A 20,342-nucleotide genomic window follows, 5' to 3' on the forward strand; every position below is an offset into this window, starting at 1 on the left:
TATCGACTTCGGTCGGCGCCTATAGTGTCAGTGTTGGCGGTAAGCCGTGATAGTTGAGGCAGAATTGCCGCTTTGTCGATCACATGTTTCCCAAGGTATTCTCCGGTCATGCTAAAAGCGCGCTGGCTTAGTATGTCCGTTTATCTGGCAGCAGCTCAACAAGCAGGCTAAAAACTTGGATTTTGGACAAAAAAATCGCGCTGCGTGATAAAGCCAGTTTTAACAGCGAATTGCATTTGTGTAACTTTCTTGGGGAGGACTACTGGTTGCAGTGTTCCTTTATCCAAACGGGAGACGTGGACGGTTGCGCGTGTATTATCGACATTTCCGATAGTCACGCCGAAGCGGAAAAATCGCGAGAATCTGCACGTTTTTTTATGCACATGCAGGATCAATTGCAAGACCTCTTCTACTACAAAGACAGCAACTCCCGCTTCCAAGGCGGTAGAGAAAAACAAACAGGAAGATTTCGATTTTATTCTGATGGATGTGCAAATGCCAGAGCTGGACGGTTTTCAAGCAACGCAGTTAATTAGAGAGCAATTGAGGGGAAGAAGCCAGCCGAAAATAATTGCGTTAACAGCCGCTGCAATGTGTCCGATCACAAACGGGCCTTAGAGGTGGGTATGGATTACTTCGTGACTAAACCGTTTACCTTAGAAACAATGAAAAGTGTGCTTTTGCGCGATATTGCTCAAGACGAATAGTTACAGTCATATTTTGCCTAGGTTTTTCATCGCTTGTAGTGTTGAGGGCGCGGTCACGCAAACCTTATTCCAGTGTTGTCCTACTTGGGAACGAAGCTAGCTTTCCGCTGCGCAGTACGCCTTACACCTTACGCTAACGCTTGCCAGATCGTACAGAGAAGAAAAAATCAATTATTAGAGATATCTGTCAGATAAATGAATCGATAACATAGTATTTTTTCGGGGCATCTTAAATGGTACTTGTGACTAGAATAGTGTGTCAATAAGTGACTTTATAGAGGTGCCATTTTTAAACATCCAGTGGTGGGCGTTCTCCAGAAGACCGCGCGGAATCGTGCTGGAAGGGATGCCCTTTCGAATAAAAGTATGCTCAATACTTTTGGTATATGACAGATCTAAAACAGTGTATTTTTGTATAACCTCGCCCTGTGAGTTAATGATAGGTATAACGCTGACGCGAAATTTATTTTTATGGTTTTTTGCAATAATAACGCCAAGCTGGCCGTCGCTAATCTCCACTAGTGTTCCGGTTGGGTATAGGCCTATCGCTCTTATAAATTCTTCAACTAGAGTTTCTTCAAATAGAACGCCTTTAAATTTATTTATAAAAAAAATGGCGTGCGCTGGGGATATCGCCCGTGTCATATGGTAAGGGTTAACCAGCAACTCAAATGCTTCAGTTATCCCGCATACTTGAGATAAAAACGGAATAGTATTTTCACGGATACCATCGGGGTACCCTGTTCCATCGATTCTCTCGCAGTAAGACTCTAGGGTTTCATAGATGTTGCTGTCGCTGATTTTTAGTTGTTTAAGTTGATACAGTGTTTCCTGTAAATGTTTTTTGTATTCGAACGAACACTTAAATGGGCTGTAACCACCAAGCGCTTTTTCGGGTATGGCACTTTTCCCAATGCCCGTCATTAATAATGCACCACAAAGATGAGTGATGGAATATCGGTTTAGGCCTAGCTGTCGACCTACAATTGCCCCCCAGACAGAAAGGCGCATGGTATGCATGTGAATGGGTTGCCGATTTTTCTTTACTCGACATAACCAGGCTAATGCGTCGGGGTTGCGAATAACGCTTTCTACAATTTGAGTGGCTGAATCTAAGAGCTGCACAACATTTGCGCTTCTACACCGTAAAGTATGCTCGCAGAGATGGTACACCTTACGTTCCAAATCGTTCATGATGTCGGTACAGGCATTCAGCTCTTTTTGCTGGGGAGTGCTAATGCTGTATTTTTCGACACAGTGTTTTTTCCAGGCGGGTTTCGTTGATTGTACTGATTTTTTCGTGGATATGGCCTGCGTGGGGCTGTGGGTATCTACGGATTTTTCCGCAGAACGCTGTCGAGCAAGATCGATATAAACGCGCTGGCAATAGCTTGCCAACCGTTGAATATCTTTTGAGGATTCAATTCTAATACCCTGTAAAGGGAAGCTGGTTAATTCCCATGGCACGTCCAGACGGGAAACATACATTCCAGGTTTTAGCTCGCTTATAGGTATTTCTCGTTCTTCCAGTTCCAATGTTCACCCTTCCGCTTCGGATTTAATGGCAGAAAAACTGTGTGGCTAAAGTGGGGGACGAGGAAAAACCAGTAGAGACGGACAATAGTAAAATATTCGTGCCATCTGGTAACCCCGCTGCCCTAGAACTAATCCTTAGACCGGTAGCTTTGCGTGTTGCTCTTTCGAAGCAACTTGCCTTTTGCAGTTAACAATATACGTTAAAAAATAACACAAAATGACTAAATGTGAAGTGCGTCATAACGTTTCCGGAATGGGTTTCAATTTTTACAAAAAATAACGGAAATATAAGATAGTGAATTAAAACAGGTGGTTAGGCATTTTTTTTGAGTTTTTTTGTAATCTGCCGGCCGCTATTGGTTATAAAGATACCAGTCTTAGTTGAAATCTGTACAAGGACCTAAAAATAAAATCAACGTTATTTTGGCGCGTTATTTCAACCGACAAGACAGGAGGCGTCATTTTGTTTGTTGAGTTATAGAACCCAATTTTCGGTTATAGATGAGGGTCTGTCGATCCTGGCCAGCCGTAGAACCACAAATTTGGGTCGGCAAAGGCGGGGTGCTTGAATAAATCCTGGGGGCTGATGGTGGTGAATATCTGGCGTTTATCAACGTCTCTTTTCATCTGTTTTACATCGTGAAAATTGGCGAATATTTTGTCGAAAATGCCATTGTGATGGATTCTCCATATGCCCGTTCTCATGCGCTTGGTAAGCCGCTCTTCGTGAGGTGATACAAAAATGTAAAGTGGTTGAAACAATAGAAGCATTTTTGTCTCTTCAACGATTATGTTCGGGTGACTTAGCGCTATTTTTTTTGCGTCTCGACGAGCCTCGTAAATTGCTTTTGGGTAGTAGTCATAGCGCGCGTGGTTCAGCATGTCATAGAAACGTTTAACACTGGTATCACTGTATATTTGGAAGCCTAGGGAGCGCATGCGGATGCCCGAGCTCCAGGAGTAATCTTGCCCAGCACTCAGTTTTTTGAGGGATGCAATACTGTCTATCTTGCTAAATAGCGCTTTGCTATTTTTGTGGACTAAAAAAATTCTGAAGCCGAGAGTACCCTTGCGAAGGGGGAAATAAATGGGTGTTACCTGATTTTCCCATTCGGTTCGGGTAGGTGCTGGCGCTACGTTTATCAAGTTGCCGCTGGCCAATTCCTTGAGTAGGCGTGCGCGAGGCATAAAGCGTGGGTGGTGGCTTACCTCATACTCGCCGAAGTCGGCGACGGTTGCTTCCAATGCGGCCCTAATTGCGGTCAGTTCAAATTGGTATGCAAGGGGGTCTGAGCTGCCCATTACGTTGGGTAGGCGTATGAGATCCTTTGCGCTTGCTATGGAGGTATACCAAAGCACAAATAAAATGAGTAATAGTCTAACGAACAACACGTGCTCCTAGATCCATGTCCGTGAGTGGAAGTACAGTGAGCTTGGTTCTTTCTTATTATTGTAACGGGTGCTCATTGTCTCGACTGCCTACAAGTCTCCAATATCGAGCCAAAGGGCTTTTTCATCTACGGGTGTGCCTGGAGGCAGATAGGGGTTGTCTATGGAAAGTATAATACGGCCCACCGCATTGGCGTTTTTTAAAGCATCCATTACTTGGTCACTGTAAAAGAAGTAATCGTCAAAATTTTTGTCGGCAATTGCCATCTTCAGTCCGTTTTCCAAAGCGTGCGCCAGTTGCGTATTTTGGTTACTGACAAAAAAGTAGGTGGGCAGCTTGTAGGCCAGTAATAAGTTGCTCTCAACGGCGAGGGGGATGCCTGGGTTTGATTTAATTTCGGCCCAAGGTTCCTGTAGCCCTCGTGGAAATGCATCAAATTCTCCTGCGTTTAGCTTGCCAAATAGCGCTTCATAGGTGGGTGACAGCACTACGTTGAATCCAGCGTTCTCCAGAATAGTTACGTCTGGCCACCCTTTACCTTGTCCGAGGCGGATGTTTTTCAGCGCGTCTATACTGTGAACCGAATCAAATTTTTGTTGTTGATCTGGGCTGATCAAAAGTAAGCGCATACCCAGTAGCCCTTTGTACAGAGGAATACGAATGGGCCGTAGTTGTTTTTCTAGTTGTTTGGAGGTGCCCGACCACATAATAGAAATCTCTCCCTGCTCAATGGCGTTAACCATTTGGCTGCGATCAAGGTCGGTATAGTTAGCGCGCGAGTTTACTTCAAACTGAACGTCTAGGTCTGAATAGCTTAGCGCCAGCTCCACCAGGCCTTCCATGTACTTTTCTTTTTCTCCTTCAAAGGGGAAGTGACGAATGGTGAGGGTTTCAGCAGCGGTGGGTAAAACACTGAGTTGTAAAAATACAAAGAAAACATACTGCCGATATAAAGCCATTCCGTTATTGCCTCGCCGCACACGTGGGATCTCGTTAAATGGAGTTACTTTCACTCTAGCCCAGATGCGGCGTCTGCAGGTTCCAAAACGCGTTTTTGGCATTATTTTAGTTTTTGGCGGGTAATTGAGGCATTCATCTTGCCAGGCCGTGAGGAATGGGAGGTGGTTGCTGAATCTGCCGCCACAGATAAGTAGGGTAAAAAATAATCTGATACGTTTACCTATTATCTTTAAAATAATGGTTATATACTCGGCAAAACCTGGCAGGTAAACGTTTACCTTTTTTTACTGATGTAACCCAATAATTATAAATGTTACAGCTGTTTCTTTTACGGGTTTCTAAACCACGATGTGATCTCTAGCTGGCTGCGATAGCAGGCTGGCGTATAACCATAATTTGAGGATACATGTATGCTCCGAACAGCTTACTTTAAGACAATAGCCGTTCTAGTTACCGCAATTCTGAGTTTTGCGATTGCTTTCCAAGCTCACGCGTTTACGAAGGGTGCGGATGTCAGTTGGCTAACCGAAATGGAGGCCAATGGTTACCGCTTTTACGACGATAACGGCACTGAACGCGATCTCTTTGAGATTCTAAAAGAACACGGTATGGACTCCATTCGTCTGCGGGTTTGGGTTAACCCAAACGGAGGCTGGAGCGGGATAAGCGATACCATTGCCAAAGCTCAGCGCGCCAAGGCTGCGGGAATGCGTATTTTAATCGACTTCCACTACAGCGACTCTTGGGCCGATCCAGGGCAGCAGACTAAGCCAGCGGCTTGGGCGAATTTGTCTATGGAAGATCTAATGTCACAAGTATGGTGGCATACACGCGATTCGCTTACGGCCATTAAAAACGCCGGTATTACCCCAGAGTGGGTACAGGTGGGTAATGAAACTAACAACGGCATGCTTTGGGACGATGGCCGGGCGTCGGTCAACATGCAAAATTACGCCTGGCTCACTAACAGCGGCTATGAGGCGGTAAAAGAGGTGTTCCCTAATGCTCAGGTTGTGGTGCACTTAGCGAACTGCCACGACAACGCCAACTTCCGTTGGATATTTGATGGCTTGACCAATAATGGTGGCAAATTCGATATTATTGGCGCTTCCTCGTACCCCATGCATTCTGGCCTAGATTGGCAAACAGCAAACAATAATTGCCTATCAAACCTCAACGATATGGTGTCGCGCTACGACCGTGACGTTATGGTTGTCGAGCTGGGTGTTCCCTGGGATCAGCCCGATGCACAAGACGTTGTTGCCGACGTTATCAGTAAAGTTCGTGCCGTAAATAATGGTCGTGGTCTGGGGGTGTTTTATTGGGAGCCTCAGGGGCAAAACTTTAGTGGTTATACCCTGGGCACCTGGAACCCCAACACCGGTCGCCCAACAGCGGCGCTGGATGCATTTCTTGAAGGTGCCAGTGGCGGTGGTGGCTCAGATTCCTCAGGCGGCACTGGCCTAAGTGAAGGCCGATACGCGATTATCTCTCGATTCAGCGGTAAAGCCCTTGATGTGGAAGGTAATAGCACTAGCGACGGAGCCAACCTGGTTCAGTGGAGTTATGGTGGAGGCGCTAACCAACAGTTTGATATTGCCAGTCTTGGTGATGGCACATTCTCTATTCGTCCCGCGCATAGCGGCAAGTCGTTAGATGTGTACGGCTTCAGTACCGAAAATGGGGGCGATATTCGTCAGTGGAGCTACCTTAACGGCGTTAATCAACGCTGGCGTATTGAAGCGGTGGAAGACGGCTATTACAAAATTGTGTCTGTACACAGTGGAAAAGCACTGGACGTATACGCTTGGGATTCTAACAATGGCGCCAATATCGCCCAGTGGGATGATCTTGGTGGCACTAACCAACAGTGGCAGTTCCGGCGTATCGACTAAATACGTCTAGGGGTGGGCCTCGTGCTCGCCCCTTTTTGTGTTACTTTCCAGAGCGGCCTAGTCAAAATGTTGTAGTTAACGTGTTCTTTTGTTCTTTCGTACTTTGGATCGGGTCTAAAACGCATAAAAACGGACTAAAAGGCTATTATTTCGACGTACTCTGGCGGTATCCGCGCTAGACTTAGGGCACACTTTTTCCCAATTCCAGCCCATGACCCAGGAGAGCGAAAGCTGCCCAACTAACCTGCACGAGTTCCCCTCATCGCATAGTCAGGGCACCAACCCCACACCCAAACTGCGTAAATTTCGCAGTCTGCAAATGATCGCGATCGCGATCGCGTGTGCCTGGCTTGTTGGCGGCAGTTTGTTCAGTAGTCAATTTATTGCTCATAAGCTCAATCAGCGATTACAAGCGAGTCAGCAACAGCTCGATAGCGAAGTGGGTTATTTGGTTCGTGTGTTTGAGCAGAACCTTCATCAGGCTGAACAGTTATCCAAAACCTTATCTTTTGACCGTTCACTTATTGAGTTTGCGCATGCCAGCAGACAGCGTAATGGCTATTTGGGCGCTATCGAGCGCAGCGAGCGTGTCCAACATTTAATGGAGGCGCCCGGTGTTGCAGAGGTTAATGATCTGTTTCGGCGGATGGTATTGCATATCGATGCTTACCAGGTATTTATGCTCGACTACTGGGGATACTGCGTTGGCTCAGGTCGCAGTGGAGAAAGCGACGATTGTATCGGTGCGCGCTACCATAATCGAGAGTATTTTCAGCTGGCCGCAAGTCAAGGGTCTGGCCGACAATTTGCCGTTGGGCGTTTACACGCGGTACCTTCCTTTTTCTTTTCAACAGCACTGCATGACAACGAGGAATTTGTCGGGGTGATAGTGGTGCGGCTGCTAACGAGCGATGCTATAGATTTCATTCATCCCAGCGCTTCAGTTGCGCTGGTTGGCGATGAAAACGGCATAGTGATCGGTAGTTCAGACCCCACATTACTGTTTCACCATGTGGGGCCTGCGTTGGCGCCAGTGCCACGAATTGGCGAATATCGGCGGTTATACAAGCAGCCCGATATGCGCATAATGGCGATCGAAATGACAGCAATCGAGAGGGGTAGTGTATCGATTTGGACGTGGCAGGGAAGGCGGCATTTAATTGGCCAAAATAGCGTAGCGCGTAATGATTACCACGTTTTTTTACTGCAGGATGTCGAAGAGGTATTCGAAACAGCCCACGGCCATTGGGGGTTTAGTATTACTGTTTTACTCGCGGGTATTTTACTTATCGTACTTGTTGAGCGAAGCCTCAACTTTAGTCAGTCACGTAAGGCACACCTGCGGGCATTGTCACTAGCAAACGAAAATCTATCACAGGTCTCCAATGAACTCTATGAGCTTACCGTCACCGATGCACTAACAGGAATCAGCAGTCGGCGTTATTTTGGTCAGCGCCTCGAGCAAGAAGTTGCGCGTGAATTACGCCGCCCACAGGATATGCCTCGCTCTTCCGAAAATTTTATGGGTTTAAGTCTTTTGTTGTTGGATATAGACAAGTTTAAAATCGTTAATGATACCTATGGCCATCCGGCCGGGGACGAAGCTATTCGTTCAATGGCAACTATCTGCGCCGATTTGGTTCGACCGAGTGACGTGGTTGCTCGTATGGGGGGGGAAGAGTTCGGCATACTGCTGTGTGATGTAACGCCGGAGCAAACAAAGCTTATAGCGGAACGTATTTTGAAAACCTGTGAAACAACTGAAATTAAATTTGAACATCACCGTTTTTCACAAACCTGCTCGATAGGTATTTCACGCTTGCAAAAAGGTCAGAGTGCTGATGGTTTGCTGTCTTCGGTCGATAAAGCCTTGTACGCGGCAAAGGATCAAGGGCGCAATCGTTATGTGTACAGCTGAACCATTAGCGAGCAAAAGAGAGAGTAGCCTTAGTGTAAAATCATGGTTGCCCTAAGCTAATATTTAACACCTTTTTCCGTTATAGTCCGCAAACAAATTGGGAATGAAAGCTTTATGTTTCAGTACACCCTGCAGGTACCATTGCAGCTAAGTCCTCATCAAGCCGTAATGAGAAAAACGGGTTTTTTATGCTTATGGTTAGCATGTTGCTTATTTGCATTCTACGGCAAGTATAGTGCAGCTAGCGACAAGGTTATGGTTGAATTTTTGGGTAAAATGCAGCCGGAACTGTATGAACAAGATGAGAAAGTGTTCTTTACTAGAGTAACCGAAAAGTTGGTTGAATCCTGTGCTATTGAAGAGCCCGTTAGCCAAATACCGAGCGTAGGTTATAAGGCTATCCGAGTACAGAGTGCTAAGGGGGTTTATGAAGTCCATTTTTTTTCCAACAGTATTCGTGCCTTAGGGGTTGAAGTTTATCGAAAAAGCCAGAGCGGCGTAACAGAGTTGTTGGGCTGCTCGAATGCGTACGCGATGCAATTAATAGCCCTATTAGAGAGTAAATCGGAGGCCGACGACATCAAGGCGCGTCAACTTAAGCTTTCCAGTTATGAGCCTAATTCATTAGGTTGGACATTCGACGATAATGATGTGGCCGGTGGCTACATGGATTTTAAAGTGTCGTTACGATACCCGCTTTTTAACAGTGGTCAATATTCTGAGCGGGCGTGGCTCCTGACTCCGTTTCTTGCTTTTACCGGTCGTTTTTCTCAATATATAGGTAGTGTTAAGTCATCACCTGTAATCGCAAAGCGTTTTAATCCCAAGTTATTTGTGCGCCATTGGTTGGGCAACGAAGATCACTATATTGATTTTGGTTATGCCCATGAATCTAACGGGCAGAGCGTGGAAAGTTTGACGCAGTTCCAGCAGCTACAAGAAGATCTTCAGGGAAGTGGTCAGTCTGCAGAGTTTGCCCGAAACTACATTAGTCGAGGTTGGGATTACGTCTCCCTCGACTGGAAGGCACCCCAGAAAAATGAAAAGCAAAATATTGCCTATTATATAAATCTTAAGCATTTTTTAGAAAATGGGTTATTGCAAACGGAAATAGAAGAATATAACGAGTGGGAATATGAGCCAGGCATTACCGGAAAGCAGCGCCGGGAGGTAGACGGCATTACCGCTTTATTTAAGTACCGTTACCACAAGCCCAGCAGAATAAATGTGTCCAAGCTAGCCCTGCTATATACAACGGGTATCAGTCAGCCATTTGCAAACCACAGTATACGCGGGGAAGCCACGTTTGATCTCGGCGGAATACCGCTAATGGTCTGGGCGTCTCATGGGTACAACTCAGACCTTGTCGACTACTATAAAAAAGTAAACAGTGTAGGTATAGCGCTGGAGCTGAATACATTTTAAGCGAATACAAGTAGTGCAGTAAGTACAACATGCGGAAAAGCAACGGTGGGGCGAGAGGCCTGTGCTAGGTACTCTTTAGTTAATCCGATTAAGCCTGGGCGATTGTTTTGGAAGCTCTGGTTAAACTGAAAGGGCGCACTGTCGTCGCTGACTATTTCTCCCGCTAGAACTTTCTCAAGAACGAGCAAGTGAGCTTCGGTTCTGGCTTGGTAGGTTTTCCAAATGGCGTCCTGAAGCCACAATACCGGCGCCAGGGCTATAATCGCCAAACTAATGTTGTCGTTTACCAAAATGAAAGCAGAAAGACCAATGGCAACAAGTTTTATGATCAGTGAGTAGCACTCAAATTTGTCGTGTTGCGATTGCAGGGCTAGCCATTCTTGTGAATAGTGCTGAAGCGACATGGTGTATCTCGATCTCAAAGGGGAAAGCGTATTTTTAAGTCGGCGCCGTGTGTATTGTATGTAGGCGTGATTATGGGTATTGGCGCATCTAACGTGAGCGCTTAGAAAGCGACGCTATGGTAACAAGGCTTTGCGCGTTTGTCTGGCTAATGTTGTGTAGGTCTCAAGGCATTGTTGTGTAGGTCTCAAGGCATTGTTGTGTAGGTCTCAAGGCATTGTTGTGTAGGTCTCAAGGCATTGTTGTGTGGTTCATGTCTATCCTTAATTCCGTTAGCAATAAGTTACTTTAATGCACGCGCGCTTTTTTCTTTGAGCGTATTCCGCAACAAACATACCTCGGGCATAGTGCCTACAGGAATTTTCAGGCATGCCCACCCGCTAGGTTGCCTGCACCGAAATTAAAAGGAAAAATCACTTATGAGTGCCGTTGGAACAATGAAAGCTATTGGTTACAGTAAATCCCTCCCAATCACAGATGTTGAGTCACTATCCGATATTAAGCTGCCTCAGCCTCTGGCAACAGGACGCGACTTGCTGGTAAAGGTGGCGGCGATTGCGGTAAATCCGGTGGACTACAAAATTCGACAGAATTTAGCGCCCAAAGAAGGAGAGCATAGGGTGCTGGGCTGGGATGCCGTTGGCGAGGTGATTGCCGCAGGTGCAGAAGTTACCCAATTCAGGCCTGGCGATGTGGTGTATTACGCTGGCGATCTTAACCGTCAGGGCAGTAATGCAGAATACCAATTGGTGAATGAGCGCTTGGTAGGCTTCAAACCTAAAAGCCTGACATACGCTGAAGCCGCAGCCTTGCCGCTTACGGCTATAACGGCCTGGGAGCTGTTGTTTGAGCATTTGGTCATTCAACAGCAATTACCTAGCTCAACAGACAGAACCACCGAGGTTATATTGGTTGTGGGCGCGGCTGGAGGCGTTGGCTCGATCTTGCTGCAACTGGCACATACGCTTACGGGTGCAACTATTATCGCCACAGCATCACGTGAAAGCTCGCAGGCATGGGTTAAAAAGCTTGGCGCAGACCACGTAATAGATCACCTACAGCCCCTTAAACCGCAAATAGAGGCGCTGGGTCTCGGCCCGGTAACGCACGTAGCCAGCCTTAATAGTACGGAATCTTATTTTGAGCAGTACATAGAGTTGTTGGCGCCGTTCGGCAAGATTGCACTCATCGACGACCCCAAATCTTTTAGCGCGCTGAATGTAATGCAGCTAAAACGTAAAAGCTTGTCGTTGCATATCGAGTTTATGTTCGCACGCTCTATGTTTAATGCGGCTGACATGGACGAGCAAAGCAAGTTACTTAATCGGGTGTCCGATTTGGTCGATCAGGGATATATAAAAACGACGGTGGGCAAAAATTTGGGCGTCATTAGTGCAAAAAATTTACGCGCAGCGCACAAAGAGCTGGAATCGGGTACGTCAATTGGCAAAATTGTTTTGGAAAACTTCTAACACAGCTCAAAACAAAGAAAATGTACCAAAGCTGTGACGGGCGCACAGGGTTAATCAGTACCTTCAGCCCAAGTAAATGACAAAAACGGCTGAATAGCCCTATTCTATAGTAAGGATTTTTGTAATGCTGCTCGATACTCCAATATGTGATTATGGCTGGATGGCTCCCAATTTCACGTTAAAAAATGCCGATGGTGAAAGCTATACCATGAGTGATTCCCTAGGCGATAAGGGATTGCTTATCGCGTTTATTTGTAATCACTGCCCCTACGTACAACGTATAGCCAAACGGTTAGCTAGCGATACAGCAGTGTTGATGGCAGAGGGCATAAATGTATTGGCGGTAATGTCTAACGACTATACATTAGTCGAAGCCGACTCCCCCGATAACATGAAGCTGTTTGCCCAGCAGTACGGTTTTAAATTTCCATACCTTATCGACGAAAATCAGCTTATTGGCAAGCAATACGGTGCGGTATGCACGCCCGATTTTTTTGGATTAAACCGCAAGGGTGAGCTGCAGTACCGTGGGCGACTAGACGATGCTGGAATGGGTGATTCTGGCGGTCGAGTACCTGAGCTTATGAGTGCAATGCGTTTAATTGCAAAAACCGGCGGCGGACCAGAAAAGCAGGTTGCCAGTATGGGGTGTTCGATAAAATGGCGGGATTAGTGTTTCGCCGGAACTACGCCTATTTTAGGTTGCTGAAGCAGAGGCTAAAATCCATTAATAGAGCATCCCTGCAGCCTTTGTATAAATAGAGCACACTGCAGGCAAGTATTGAACGTATTTAACCTGCGTCGTTATGAGTATCGTGGTCACTTTTAAAAGTGGTGACGGTTGCACCTAAATCATTGTGTGGATTTTGGCGGCCTTGAGCCTAGCGCACATAACGGTCTAAGTGCGCTAGGTATTATCCTGTGTAAACACCGCCAAGTACCTCTGCCGCTTTTATGCCTGTTCTGTGATGCTTTCGTTTGCGGCCTCTGCTCTTGGGCCAGAGCGGGGTAAATGAATGAGCTGAGCGGTTTGGGCGCGTGGCTTATTCTGCTTGGCGTCATTCTCTCGGTGACGTAGATGTGTAGAGTCAGAATTAACGCCTACGCATGCGGTATTCATGTAGAGCTCTATGGAGCGCGCAAATGTGATCAAAGAGCGAACCTGCGCAGCTGGCACATTTTCGAGTAGTTTTGAAATTACATCGTCTATATCGTTTTCTACCACTGTATTGTCAATATCCAATTTATTCATAACTCAGCCTTATTGAATGTTAAGCCAATGTTTCCGTTAAATTCTTAGCAATTTGCTTTGACTAGAGATTAATTCCGTTCTTTTTTCTGTCAATAGCCCCCCTCAAAATAGGCCGACGTCAGGTTTTGGACGGTAATGGCGCGCCAATCAGCTGCCATTACTGCCAAATTCGCCTAATAAATAGCGAAACAAGGCAAACAAAAGCCGTTATTTAATGGGTTAAGGGATATCTGTCGGCGATTACAGAGAAAAACGGCGGAAAAAGAGCCAAAAATCGCTAGTGTCCGTTTTTCGACGCTGAATTTGACGCCAAAAAATTGATTTTTATACAAACATTTTTCTCTTTAAGATGGATATTGCGGTTACAGCGCAAAAAAACATCTTTAACCAGGAGAGAAAAATGATTAATCAAAAAGGTAATTCCATGCTTTCAGGCGCAGGTGCTTACTTACCAAAAACGGTTGTGTCTTCAGAAGAGCTGATGCGAGAGGCGAAATCAGATGCGATTGGGGTACGCTTTGAATTTTTAGAGCGCTCGACAGGCATCAAGGAGCGGCGCGTAGCACTTCAGGATGATAATTACGCCACACTTGCTTACAAGGCGTCTCGTAAAGCTATAGCAGACGCCGGTATAGAGCCTACCGATATTGATGGGGTAATTTATTGCGGGATTGATACCGAGTACCCCGAGCCCTCCACGGCTCACGAAATACAAGGAATGTTGGGGGCTCATAATGCGGCTTGCTTAGATATATCTAATGCATGTCTTGGTTTGCTTAACGGAGTCTCAATCGCAGACCTATATATAGGAAGCGGTGCAGCGGAGAATATACTCGTTTGCACAGGGGAGAAGCCCAGTGTTGTTACTTACGATGTAATTAAACAGTTAAAGGGCGATAGGTCGAAAGAAAATTTCCGGCGCCTGCTAGGTGCGTTCACTGTGGGTGATGCGGGTGGGGCGTTTGTTGTCACAAAGTCTGGAGGAGGCCCCAAGTTGGATGTGATGCGTTTCAAAACCAATTCAAGGCATGCCGACCTGTGTTACGCAAAGCAGCAAGATGGCTATATTGAATTCGAGATGAACATGGAAACTATTAGCAGGGCAATGATCGCTGAGCATGAAGAAATGATGCCGGGGACATATGCCTCTCTAGGTTGGGGTTCGGAGCAAATAGGCGCACTTTATTGTCATCAGGTTGGCGCGAGACCCCACAGGAAGATGGCGCAGATGGCTAGTGTGCCAATTAATAAGGCACCTATCACTTATGACTACTATGGTAATTTGACTAGCGCAACGTTTGCAGTAAACTACGATGCTAATAGACCAAAAAAGAATGATAAAATTCTTTTTCTAGGGGCCGGAAGCGGATTGAGCATCTGTCAGATAGGACTTGATTTCAGTGCAGTACCTCGTACTAGTTAGTGTATTAGCTTTAGCGCTTAAAATATTAGCCCTCTGGAACGTCAGAGGGCTGATACATAAGGCTTCGCCATTTGTTTATGTATTATCTTTTGCGTTTATTGCAATGAATATTTGCGAGTTGAGTGTTTTTCATGTAGTGAATAAAAATGGTGATGGGTTTGCGGCACTCATAATTTACTATGTGTTTGCACTGGTTGCGGCCTACGCTACGCTCGCGCTTGTACTATCTACAACTCCAATCGAAACAAAGTGGTGGTTATACCCTTTAGCGGCTGTTTTTATATTGGTAGAAATAGTGCTGCTAGTCCCTGGCGCAGGTATCGCTGGAGTTCAAAGTATTGGTTATTCTGTTACACGAGTTCCTGGGCCTCTCTATTTGGTTATTCAGCTAGGCCTACTTCTTCCGTTAGTCGGCTTGATTAGTGTCCTAGTGTATATGATGCTCGCGAGCAAGCAGCGCGAAGCTAAAACGCTTGCCAAAACATATATGTTTGCTTTCGCTCCAATGGCAGTGATTGGAATATTGGTTGTTTTGTTGATGGCACTAGGTTTAAAGGTGAACGCCTCGGGCTTTATTTCTGTTACCGTCTGCTTAACTATTTGGGTTCTATTTTTTGCAAGTACGGAAAAAAACCAATATGTGTTTCTTAGCTTTATCCCTAGAACACGTGAAAATAAGTCTGTTTATGCTATTGCGACCAACCTCGCTTGCCCAGAAAACGGTTTAAAGCAGGCATTGCTTGAGCTGGAGTCACGTATTATTGAAGAAACGTTGGCCAAAACCTCGGGCAATATTACGCATGCTTCAGAAATACTGGGCATTGGTAGAAGTACCCTGAGTCAGAAGGTGACTAAGTTTGGCATCAGTGCTGGCGCTAAAAGCTAACTAGTGTCGCTTAAGTTTTTGGGGTGCAAAGCCCTGTTAGTTTATTTGTGGTTATTCTGTTCTTCGTTGATCCCCGCAAAAAGCATCCATAGTGGAATGCCTTGCCCCGAAAAGTAATTTACCTAATCTACATCCGGAATTTCGCTCTCCGTGAGCCCAAGGGGCTGCCTGCGACAATCCGTCACTATGCCCGTGCGCCTGGCTTCTATAAAGTCGCCCTAAAATAATAATGGGGACGATTCGCAGTGAGATTCAACAGTTTTTTATTGGCTATCTTTGCTTTTAGTCTGGCTCAGGCGGAAGAGCCGACACAAATTGCCGCGCAAAATACTCACATGGAAGAGCTGAATGTTTGGGGTAAGGCGCAAGATTCCGCTAGCGCGGGCTATACAAGTCCCAACTCTCTGCTGACACAGGAGGACATGCAGGCGATTAACGTGGCCACCACCGAAGACCTGGTGAAATACGAGCCCAGTATTGTGATTCGCCGGCGTTATATCGGTGATTCAAATGGTACTTTGGGTTTGCGTGGCTCAAATATGTTCGCCACTTCTCGCTCAATGGTATTCGCTGACGGCGTACCGCTGCACTATTTATTGCAGTCACGCTGGAACGGTGCGCCGCGCTGGACGATGGTCAGTGCTAGCGAAATTGCCCAAGTAGAAATTCTGTACGGGCCTTTTTCGGCCGAATTCAGCGGTAACTCAATGGGTGGGGTGGTGCTGATCGAAACCGCTATACCCGAAAAAAGAGAATTGCACATCGATCTCGACTACTTCAATCAGAGCTTTTCGGACTACGGCTTTGACGATAACGTTGCTGGAAATAAGGCATTTATTTCTGTTGCTGACAAAATAGGTGATACCAGTCTTTATCTCTCGTACAACCGTTTGCGAAACAGCAGCCAGCCCCAGAGTTACTACTACGATAATCGCGAACCAACAGATACCGCTAAGCCTGTTCAAGGCGCTATAGCGGGCAAAGATATTTACGGCAACGAAGTGCTCTACTTTGGTGATACAGGGGTGGAAAAAGTCAGTGCCGATAATATTAAATTTAGACTCGGTCACGACTTTGCCAACTGGAGTGGCTTGCTGAATATTGCTTTTGAGGACCGGAATACTTCGCGTAATCAAGCTAATAGCTATTTAACAGATAGCCAAGGCAGCCCCGTTTGGGGTGGCAGCGTGGTGCAAGATGATGTGGGTATAAATATTCGCAACAGTCGTTTGAGCGCAAGGGACCTAGATCGCCAGAGCCTCTCACTCGGGTTGCGCATAAGGGGTAATCTTAGCGAAGCGGTGAGTGTTGAAGGTAATATCAGTGATTTTCGTATACTTAAAGATATTACTTACGTAAGTGCAGTCAACCCGGCGGCAAGTGATTTTACGGGTAATGGTCAAGCCACCGATTTTGATGACACCGGTTGGCAAACCTTTGACGTAAAGTTGAATGCGCAGCTTGGGGAGGGGGTAGCGCTAGTTACGGGCGGGCGATACGAGCGCTATCGTTTACATCTGTCGGTATTTGAATCCGATCGGTGGCACAGTGGTGAGAATAACGGCTATAGCAGCCGCAGTGGTGGCGAAGCAGAAATTGGTGCGCTGTTCAGTCAGCTGAATTGGGATATCAATGCCCAGTGGCGTGCGGCCATAGGTTTGCGTTACGAAGATTGGCGCAGTCATAGCGGTTACTACAGCGATAATGATGAAAGCACTCCAGAGTTCGATTTGGTTGATGTGCCCAGTACCGAGCACAGTAAATTCTCACCCAAGTTCAGTTTGGCCTATCAGCCTAATGAAAGCTGGTTGTTCCGTTATTCCTATGGCCAGGCTTACCGTTTCCCTATCGTGGAGGAGCTATTCAGCCAATACCAGGCCTATAATTCTGTCAGCGAGGCCAACCCGGTACTAAAGCCTGAAGACGGTAAACACCACAATCTGATGTTAGAGCGCAGCATCGAAGGCGGCTACCTGCGGGTAAATGTGTTTCAGGAGAGTATTCGTGATGTGATTGAATCGCAGTCTACGATTTTGCCCGGTGGCGGGACGGTTCGAACCTTCTCTGCCATTGATCAAGTGGATACTAGCGGTGTTGAATTTATTGTTAATCAGCATGGCTTTATGCGCGACGCACTTGATATACGCTTTAATCTCAGCTACCTCGATTCTACCATTGTCGATAACAGCACCGCCGAAGGCGAAAATCCGGCAGCAACTATTGAGGGAAATGACTATCCGCGTATGCCCCACTGGCGTAGCAATGTAATGGCCACTTATCATCTAGCAGACGATTGGAGTGCAAGTGCGAATGTGCAGTATGCATCAAACAGTTTTGGTCGGCCCGACAACCTGGATACCGAAAATAATGTAATGGGCGCACAGGATGGCTATACACGCATCGGTGTGCGCACTGCATATGCGGTAACAAAGAGCCTTAAATGGGCATTGGGTGTTGACAACATAACTAACGAAATTGCTTATGTTGCGCACCCTTGGCCTGGGCGAACGGTGTATATGAGTTTGAGTTATCAGCGATGAATACCAACGTAAAATCATTGTATCGAACACTTTGGCGTTGGCATTTTTACGCCGGTCTCTACTGTATTCCATTTATTATTTTGTTGTCGCTAACGGGCATGGCCTACCTGTTCAAGCCCTATTATGAACACTGGCAAGAGCAGTCGCTGCACGGCCGTGAAATACTCGCTGAGCGCGCGTCACCAAATGAACAGATCGACGCGGCAATTGCGGTTGTCGGTGGTGGCCGATTTGTGAGTTATCGTTTACCGAGTGCTGACCACGAAGCGGTAATGATACGTATTGAAAACGGTGAGCACTGGTTGGTGTATATCGACCCTTACACGCTAGAACTTCTCGAAATACGTAGACAGAATTCGGGGCTGATGGCGTTGGTAAAAAAAATACACGGTGAACTTCTTGCTGGCAAGGTTGGCTCTATTCTTGTTGAGCTGGCAGCTTGCTGGGCTATTCTGCTGGTGGTCAGTGGGCTCTACCTTTGGTGGCCTCGCGAGCGGCGATTACGCGGGGTGCTATGGCCGCGCTTTGGTTCGGGAAAACGCTTGTTTTGGCGAGATTTACACGCAGTAACAGGTTTTTGGATTTCTGCATTCGTATTGTTTTTATTGGTTAGTGGTTTACCTTGGACCTCGGTATGGGGAGGTGTTTTTAAAGACCTACGTAAACTAGCTGACGCGCCGCCACAACAACAAAGCTGGCAAACCGGCTCCGGCCCTTCGTGGCAGAGCCCGCCTGTGGAAAATTACGCGCTTAACGAAGCAATATTGTCTACCGTTAAAAACCAGAAGCTTGCTAGCCCCGTTTTTTTAAGTGTGGCAAATGAACAAAGCCAGTTGTGGAAAGCCAGTTCACAAACCCAAAATCGCCCGTTACGAGCAGACCTTTGGGTAGAGGCCAGTGGCCACTTGAGTAAGCGTAAAAGTTTTAGCGAAAAAGCACTGCTAGACCGTATTGTAGGTGTTGGTATTGCCGCACACGAAGGCCAGTTGTTTGGGGTTGCGAATCTTATTTTAGGTTTGCTTACCGGTACGGGTTTAATCGTATTGTGTGTGAGTGGCAGCGTTCTTTGGTGGCGTCGTCGCCCTCGCGGAGAGCTTGGTGCTCCGCCTGTGCTCTCGGGTTCTAAACGTCTTGGGCTTTGGGTTATTTTATTTACTCTCGCATTGCTACTGCCAGTATTGGCTGCTTCACTTATAGCATTACTTATATTGGAATGGGGGCTGCTGCGAAGAATAGAAGCCAGCCGACGCTGGCTGGGTTTGGTGTGACAGGCACTCGCTGGGCAATAGCGAAGGGGTTCAGCTTAATTTTATAGGCATATTACAGGACATCTCTTTTAATGGCTTTTGTCCTCTGGCTTTGGGTACGGCTTATGTGCAAGTAAAATATGCAGATGGGCGTATGGCCTAGTGAAAAATGTAACGTCGTGCATGAATCGCACTTAAAGCCCCACAGGGTGCAGAAAAGCTAAAATCAATTGGTAAAGGTGTCTGATTCTTGCGTGTAGCAGTTTAAAGTACCCACAAGCTAATCCGAGGTTTCTTGGCTTTCGCCGTTCATGGCAATAATTTTTGCAACGATATCATTCATGTTTTTTGCGACAATGTCTGGTTTTCGGTAACAGGCATGATAGGGCGCGCCTGACCGGTCCAAATAGGCCGCCTTCATCCCCGCACATAAAGCACCATGGGTATCCCAGTCGTGAGTTGCCACTAGGCGTAAGTCCTGTATGGGTTGGCGAAGGTGGTGTGCAACAAACGAATACGCCTCGGTAGCTGGTTTAAAACTGCCGGTATCTTCAACCGAAATAAGTTGATCGAAATTATTCGTTAACCCGGCGTTATCGATCTGCTTGCCCATGAGTTCAGTTGACGAGTTCGAGAATGCCACCGTTCTGTAACCTGCCAACCGAAGTTTATTTAAAGAAGGTTTAATATCCTTGTGGGGCGGTAAGTTAGCGAAATTATTTAGAATTTCGTGTTGCGTGTCATCGGAAAGCAAAATACCCCGGCGAGCCGCGAGGGTGTGCAACATGATGCCGGCTACAGTTGCGAAGCGAGTTTTTACGTGGGTTAGTGCGCAAACGGTCGTTGAGTGCAACAACATCGAAAACCATGTGGCTGCGGCTGACTCTTCTCCAAATACAGCCTTGAATATGGGCTTTAGTGTGCCAATATCAAGCACGGTTTCGTTAACGTCAAAGAGCACGGTGTTTCGCGACATGGGCACTATTCCTATTTTTTTCCTGCTAGGTAGATAGCTCATAGATTACTGATCCGTTCGGATTAGATCCACACGTTAATAAATAATGGGTACATTAGAATATTGGCACTTATGGTGAGGCGCCGCGAAATTACTCGGACTTTCTGTGGGAGCAGCAGCCTTCTGTATCGGCATCTTGGTATCAAACATTTAAAGTGGGCGCCAAAAACAGCTTAGTAAGATAATGCCAAGTACTGCGTTGCTGCGGTGTATTCAACGCTTTGTCGATAAGCATTAAAAGGTTAAATGAAAACCAATTAAAGAATTTCGATGA

General features: G+C 46.5%; 16 protein-coding genes and 1 riboswitch. Of the genes, 10 read left to right on the forward strand and 6 right to left on the reverse strand.

Annotation, left to right across the window (positions count from 1 at the left end; translation table 11 throughout):
* Positions 1-204 precede the first annotated feature (204 nt).
* The gene (locus H5336_RS16390; RefSeq protein WP_185235315.1) at positions 205-618 is read left to right on the forward strand and encodes a response regulator; all 414 of its coding nucleotides are present in this window, start codon (positions 205-207) and stop codon (positions 616-618) included.
* Positions 619-953: 335 nt separating this feature from the next.
* Here H5336_RS16390 and H5336_RS16395 read toward each other — a convergent pair whose 3' ends face one another.
* The 3 genes from H5336_RS16395 to H5336_RS16405 all read right to left on the reverse strand — a co-directional run bounded on the left by H5336_RS16395 (position 954) and on the right by H5336_RS16405 (position 4,592).
* Positions 954-2,243 carry a cyclic di-GMP phosphodiesterase gene (locus H5336_RS16395; RefSeq protein ID WP_246439120.1) on the reverse strand — a complete coding sequence of 430 codons (1,290 nt, stop codon included), beginning with the start codon at positions 2,241-2,243 and terminating at the stop codon, positions 954-956.
* A gap of 104 nt (positions 2,244-2,347) precedes the next feature.
* Positions 2,348-2,432: riboswitch (cyclic di-GMP riboswitch) on the reverse strand.
* 306 nt (positions 2,433-2,738) lie between these two features.
* Positions 2,739-3,632 (reverse strand): hypothetical protein, encoded by an 894-nt coding sequence (locus H5336_RS16400; protein ID WP_185235316.1) that lies wholly within the window; start codon positions 3,630-3,632, stop codon positions 2,739-2,741.
* 90 nt (positions 3,633-3,722) lie between these two features.
* A complete protein-coding gene (locus H5336_RS16405; protein WP_185235317.1) occupies positions 3,723-4,592 on the reverse strand; it encodes a transporter substrate-binding domain-containing protein in 870 nt (289 codons plus the stop codon).
* Positions 4,593-5,003: 411 nt separating this feature from the next.
* On the opposite strand from H5336_RS16405, the gene H5336_RS16410 reads away from it, so the two are divergent.
* The 3 genes from H5336_RS16410 (at position 5,004) to H5336_RS16420 (ending at position 9,831) form a co-directional block, all read left to right on the forward strand.
* Positions 5,004-6,488, forward strand: coding sequence for a glycosyl hydrolase 53 family protein (locus H5336_RS16410; protein ID WP_185235318.1), 1,485 nt, complete (start codon positions 5,004-5,006; stop codon positions 6,486-6,488).
* Between the two features lie 319 nt (positions 6,489-6,807).
* Positions 6,808-8,406: a sensor domain-containing diguanylate cyclase gene (locus H5336_RS16415; protein ID WP_185235319.1), complete on the forward strand. Its 1,599-nt coding sequence runs from the start codon at positions 6,808-6,810 to the stop codon at positions 8,404-8,406.
* Between the two features lie 255 nt (positions 8,407-8,661).
* On the forward strand, positions 8,662-9,831 hold the full coding sequence (locus H5336_RS16420; protein ID WP_185235320.1) for a hypothetical protein: 1,170 nt from the start codon (positions 8,662-8,664) through the stop codon (positions 9,829-9,831).
* Here the strand turns inward: H5336_RS16420 and H5336_RS16425 are convergent.
* Complete coding sequence (locus H5336_RS16425) at positions 9,828-10,235, reverse strand: hypothetical protein (protein WP_185235321.1); 408 nt, start codon at positions 10,233-10,235, stop codon at positions 9,828-9,830. The genes H5336_RS16420 and H5336_RS16425 overlap by 4 nt on opposite strands.
* 417 nt (positions 10,236-10,652) lie before the next feature.
* On the opposite strand from H5336_RS16425, the gene H5336_RS16430 reads away from it, so the two are divergent.
* Complete coding sequence (locus H5336_RS16430; RefSeq protein WP_446697311.1) at positions 10,653-11,705, forward strand: zinc-binding alcohol dehydrogenase family protein; 1,053 nt, start codon at positions 10,653-10,655, stop codon at positions 11,703-11,705.
* A gap of 124 nt (positions 11,706-11,829) precedes the next feature.
* Entirely contained in the window at positions 11,830-12,378 is a 549-nt protein-coding gene (locus H5336_RS16435) for a thioredoxin family protein (RefSeq protein ID WP_185235322.1), read from the forward strand.
* 279 nt (positions 12,379-12,657) lie between these two features.
* Here the strand turns inward: H5336_RS16435 and H5336_RS16440 are convergent, their stop codons facing one another.
* Positions 12,658-12,957, reverse strand: coding sequence for a hypothetical protein (locus H5336_RS16440; protein WP_185235323.1), 300 nt, complete (start codon positions 12,955-12,957; stop codon positions 12,658-12,660).
* Between the two features lie 349 nt (positions 12,958-13,306).
* Between H5336_RS16440 and H5336_RS16445 the strand changes: the two genes are divergently transcribed.
* From H5336_RS16445 to H5336_RS16460, 4 genes are all read left to right on the forward strand, one after another.
* Entirely contained in the window at positions 13,307-14,380 is a 1,074-nt protein-coding gene (locus tag H5336_RS16445) for a 3-oxoacyl-ACP synthase III family protein (protein ID WP_221628075.1), read from the forward strand.
* A gap of 103 nt (positions 14,381-14,483) precedes the next feature.
* The gene (locus H5336_RS16450) at positions 14,484-15,266 is read left to right on the forward strand and encodes a helix-turn-helix domain-containing protein (protein ID WP_185235324.1); all 783 of its coding nucleotides are present in this window, start codon (positions 14,484-14,486) and stop codon (positions 15,264-15,266) included.
* 245 nt (positions 15,267-15,511) lie between these two features.
* Positions 15,512-17,806, forward strand: coding sequence for a TonB-dependent receptor (locus H5336_RS16455; RefSeq protein ID WP_313557521.1), 2,295 nt, complete (start codon positions 15,512-15,514; stop codon positions 17,804-17,806).
* Positions 17,803-19,074 carry a PepSY-associated TM helix domain-containing protein gene (locus tag H5336_RS16460; RefSeq protein ID WP_185235325.1) on the forward strand — a complete coding sequence of 424 codons (1,272 nt, stop codon included), beginning with the start codon at positions 17,803-17,805 and terminating at the stop codon, positions 19,072-19,074. Before H5336_RS16455 ends, H5336_RS16460 begins: the two co-directional genes overlap by 4 nt.
* A gap of 259 nt (positions 19,075-19,333) precedes the next feature.
* Here H5336_RS16460 and H5336_RS16465 read toward each other — a convergent pair whose 3' ends face one another.
* Positions 19,334-20,029, reverse strand: coding sequence for a haloacid dehalogenase type II (locus H5336_RS16465; RefSeq protein ID WP_185235326.1), 696 nt, complete (start codon positions 20,027-20,029; stop codon positions 19,334-19,336).
* Positions 20,030-20,342 lie beyond the last annotated feature (313 nt).

The organism is Teredinibacter franksiae, assembly GCF_014218805.1.
GTDB classification, from domain to species: domain Bacteria; phylum Pseudomonadota; class Gammaproteobacteria; order Pseudomonadales; family Cellvibrionaceae; genus Teredinibacter; species Teredinibacter franksiae.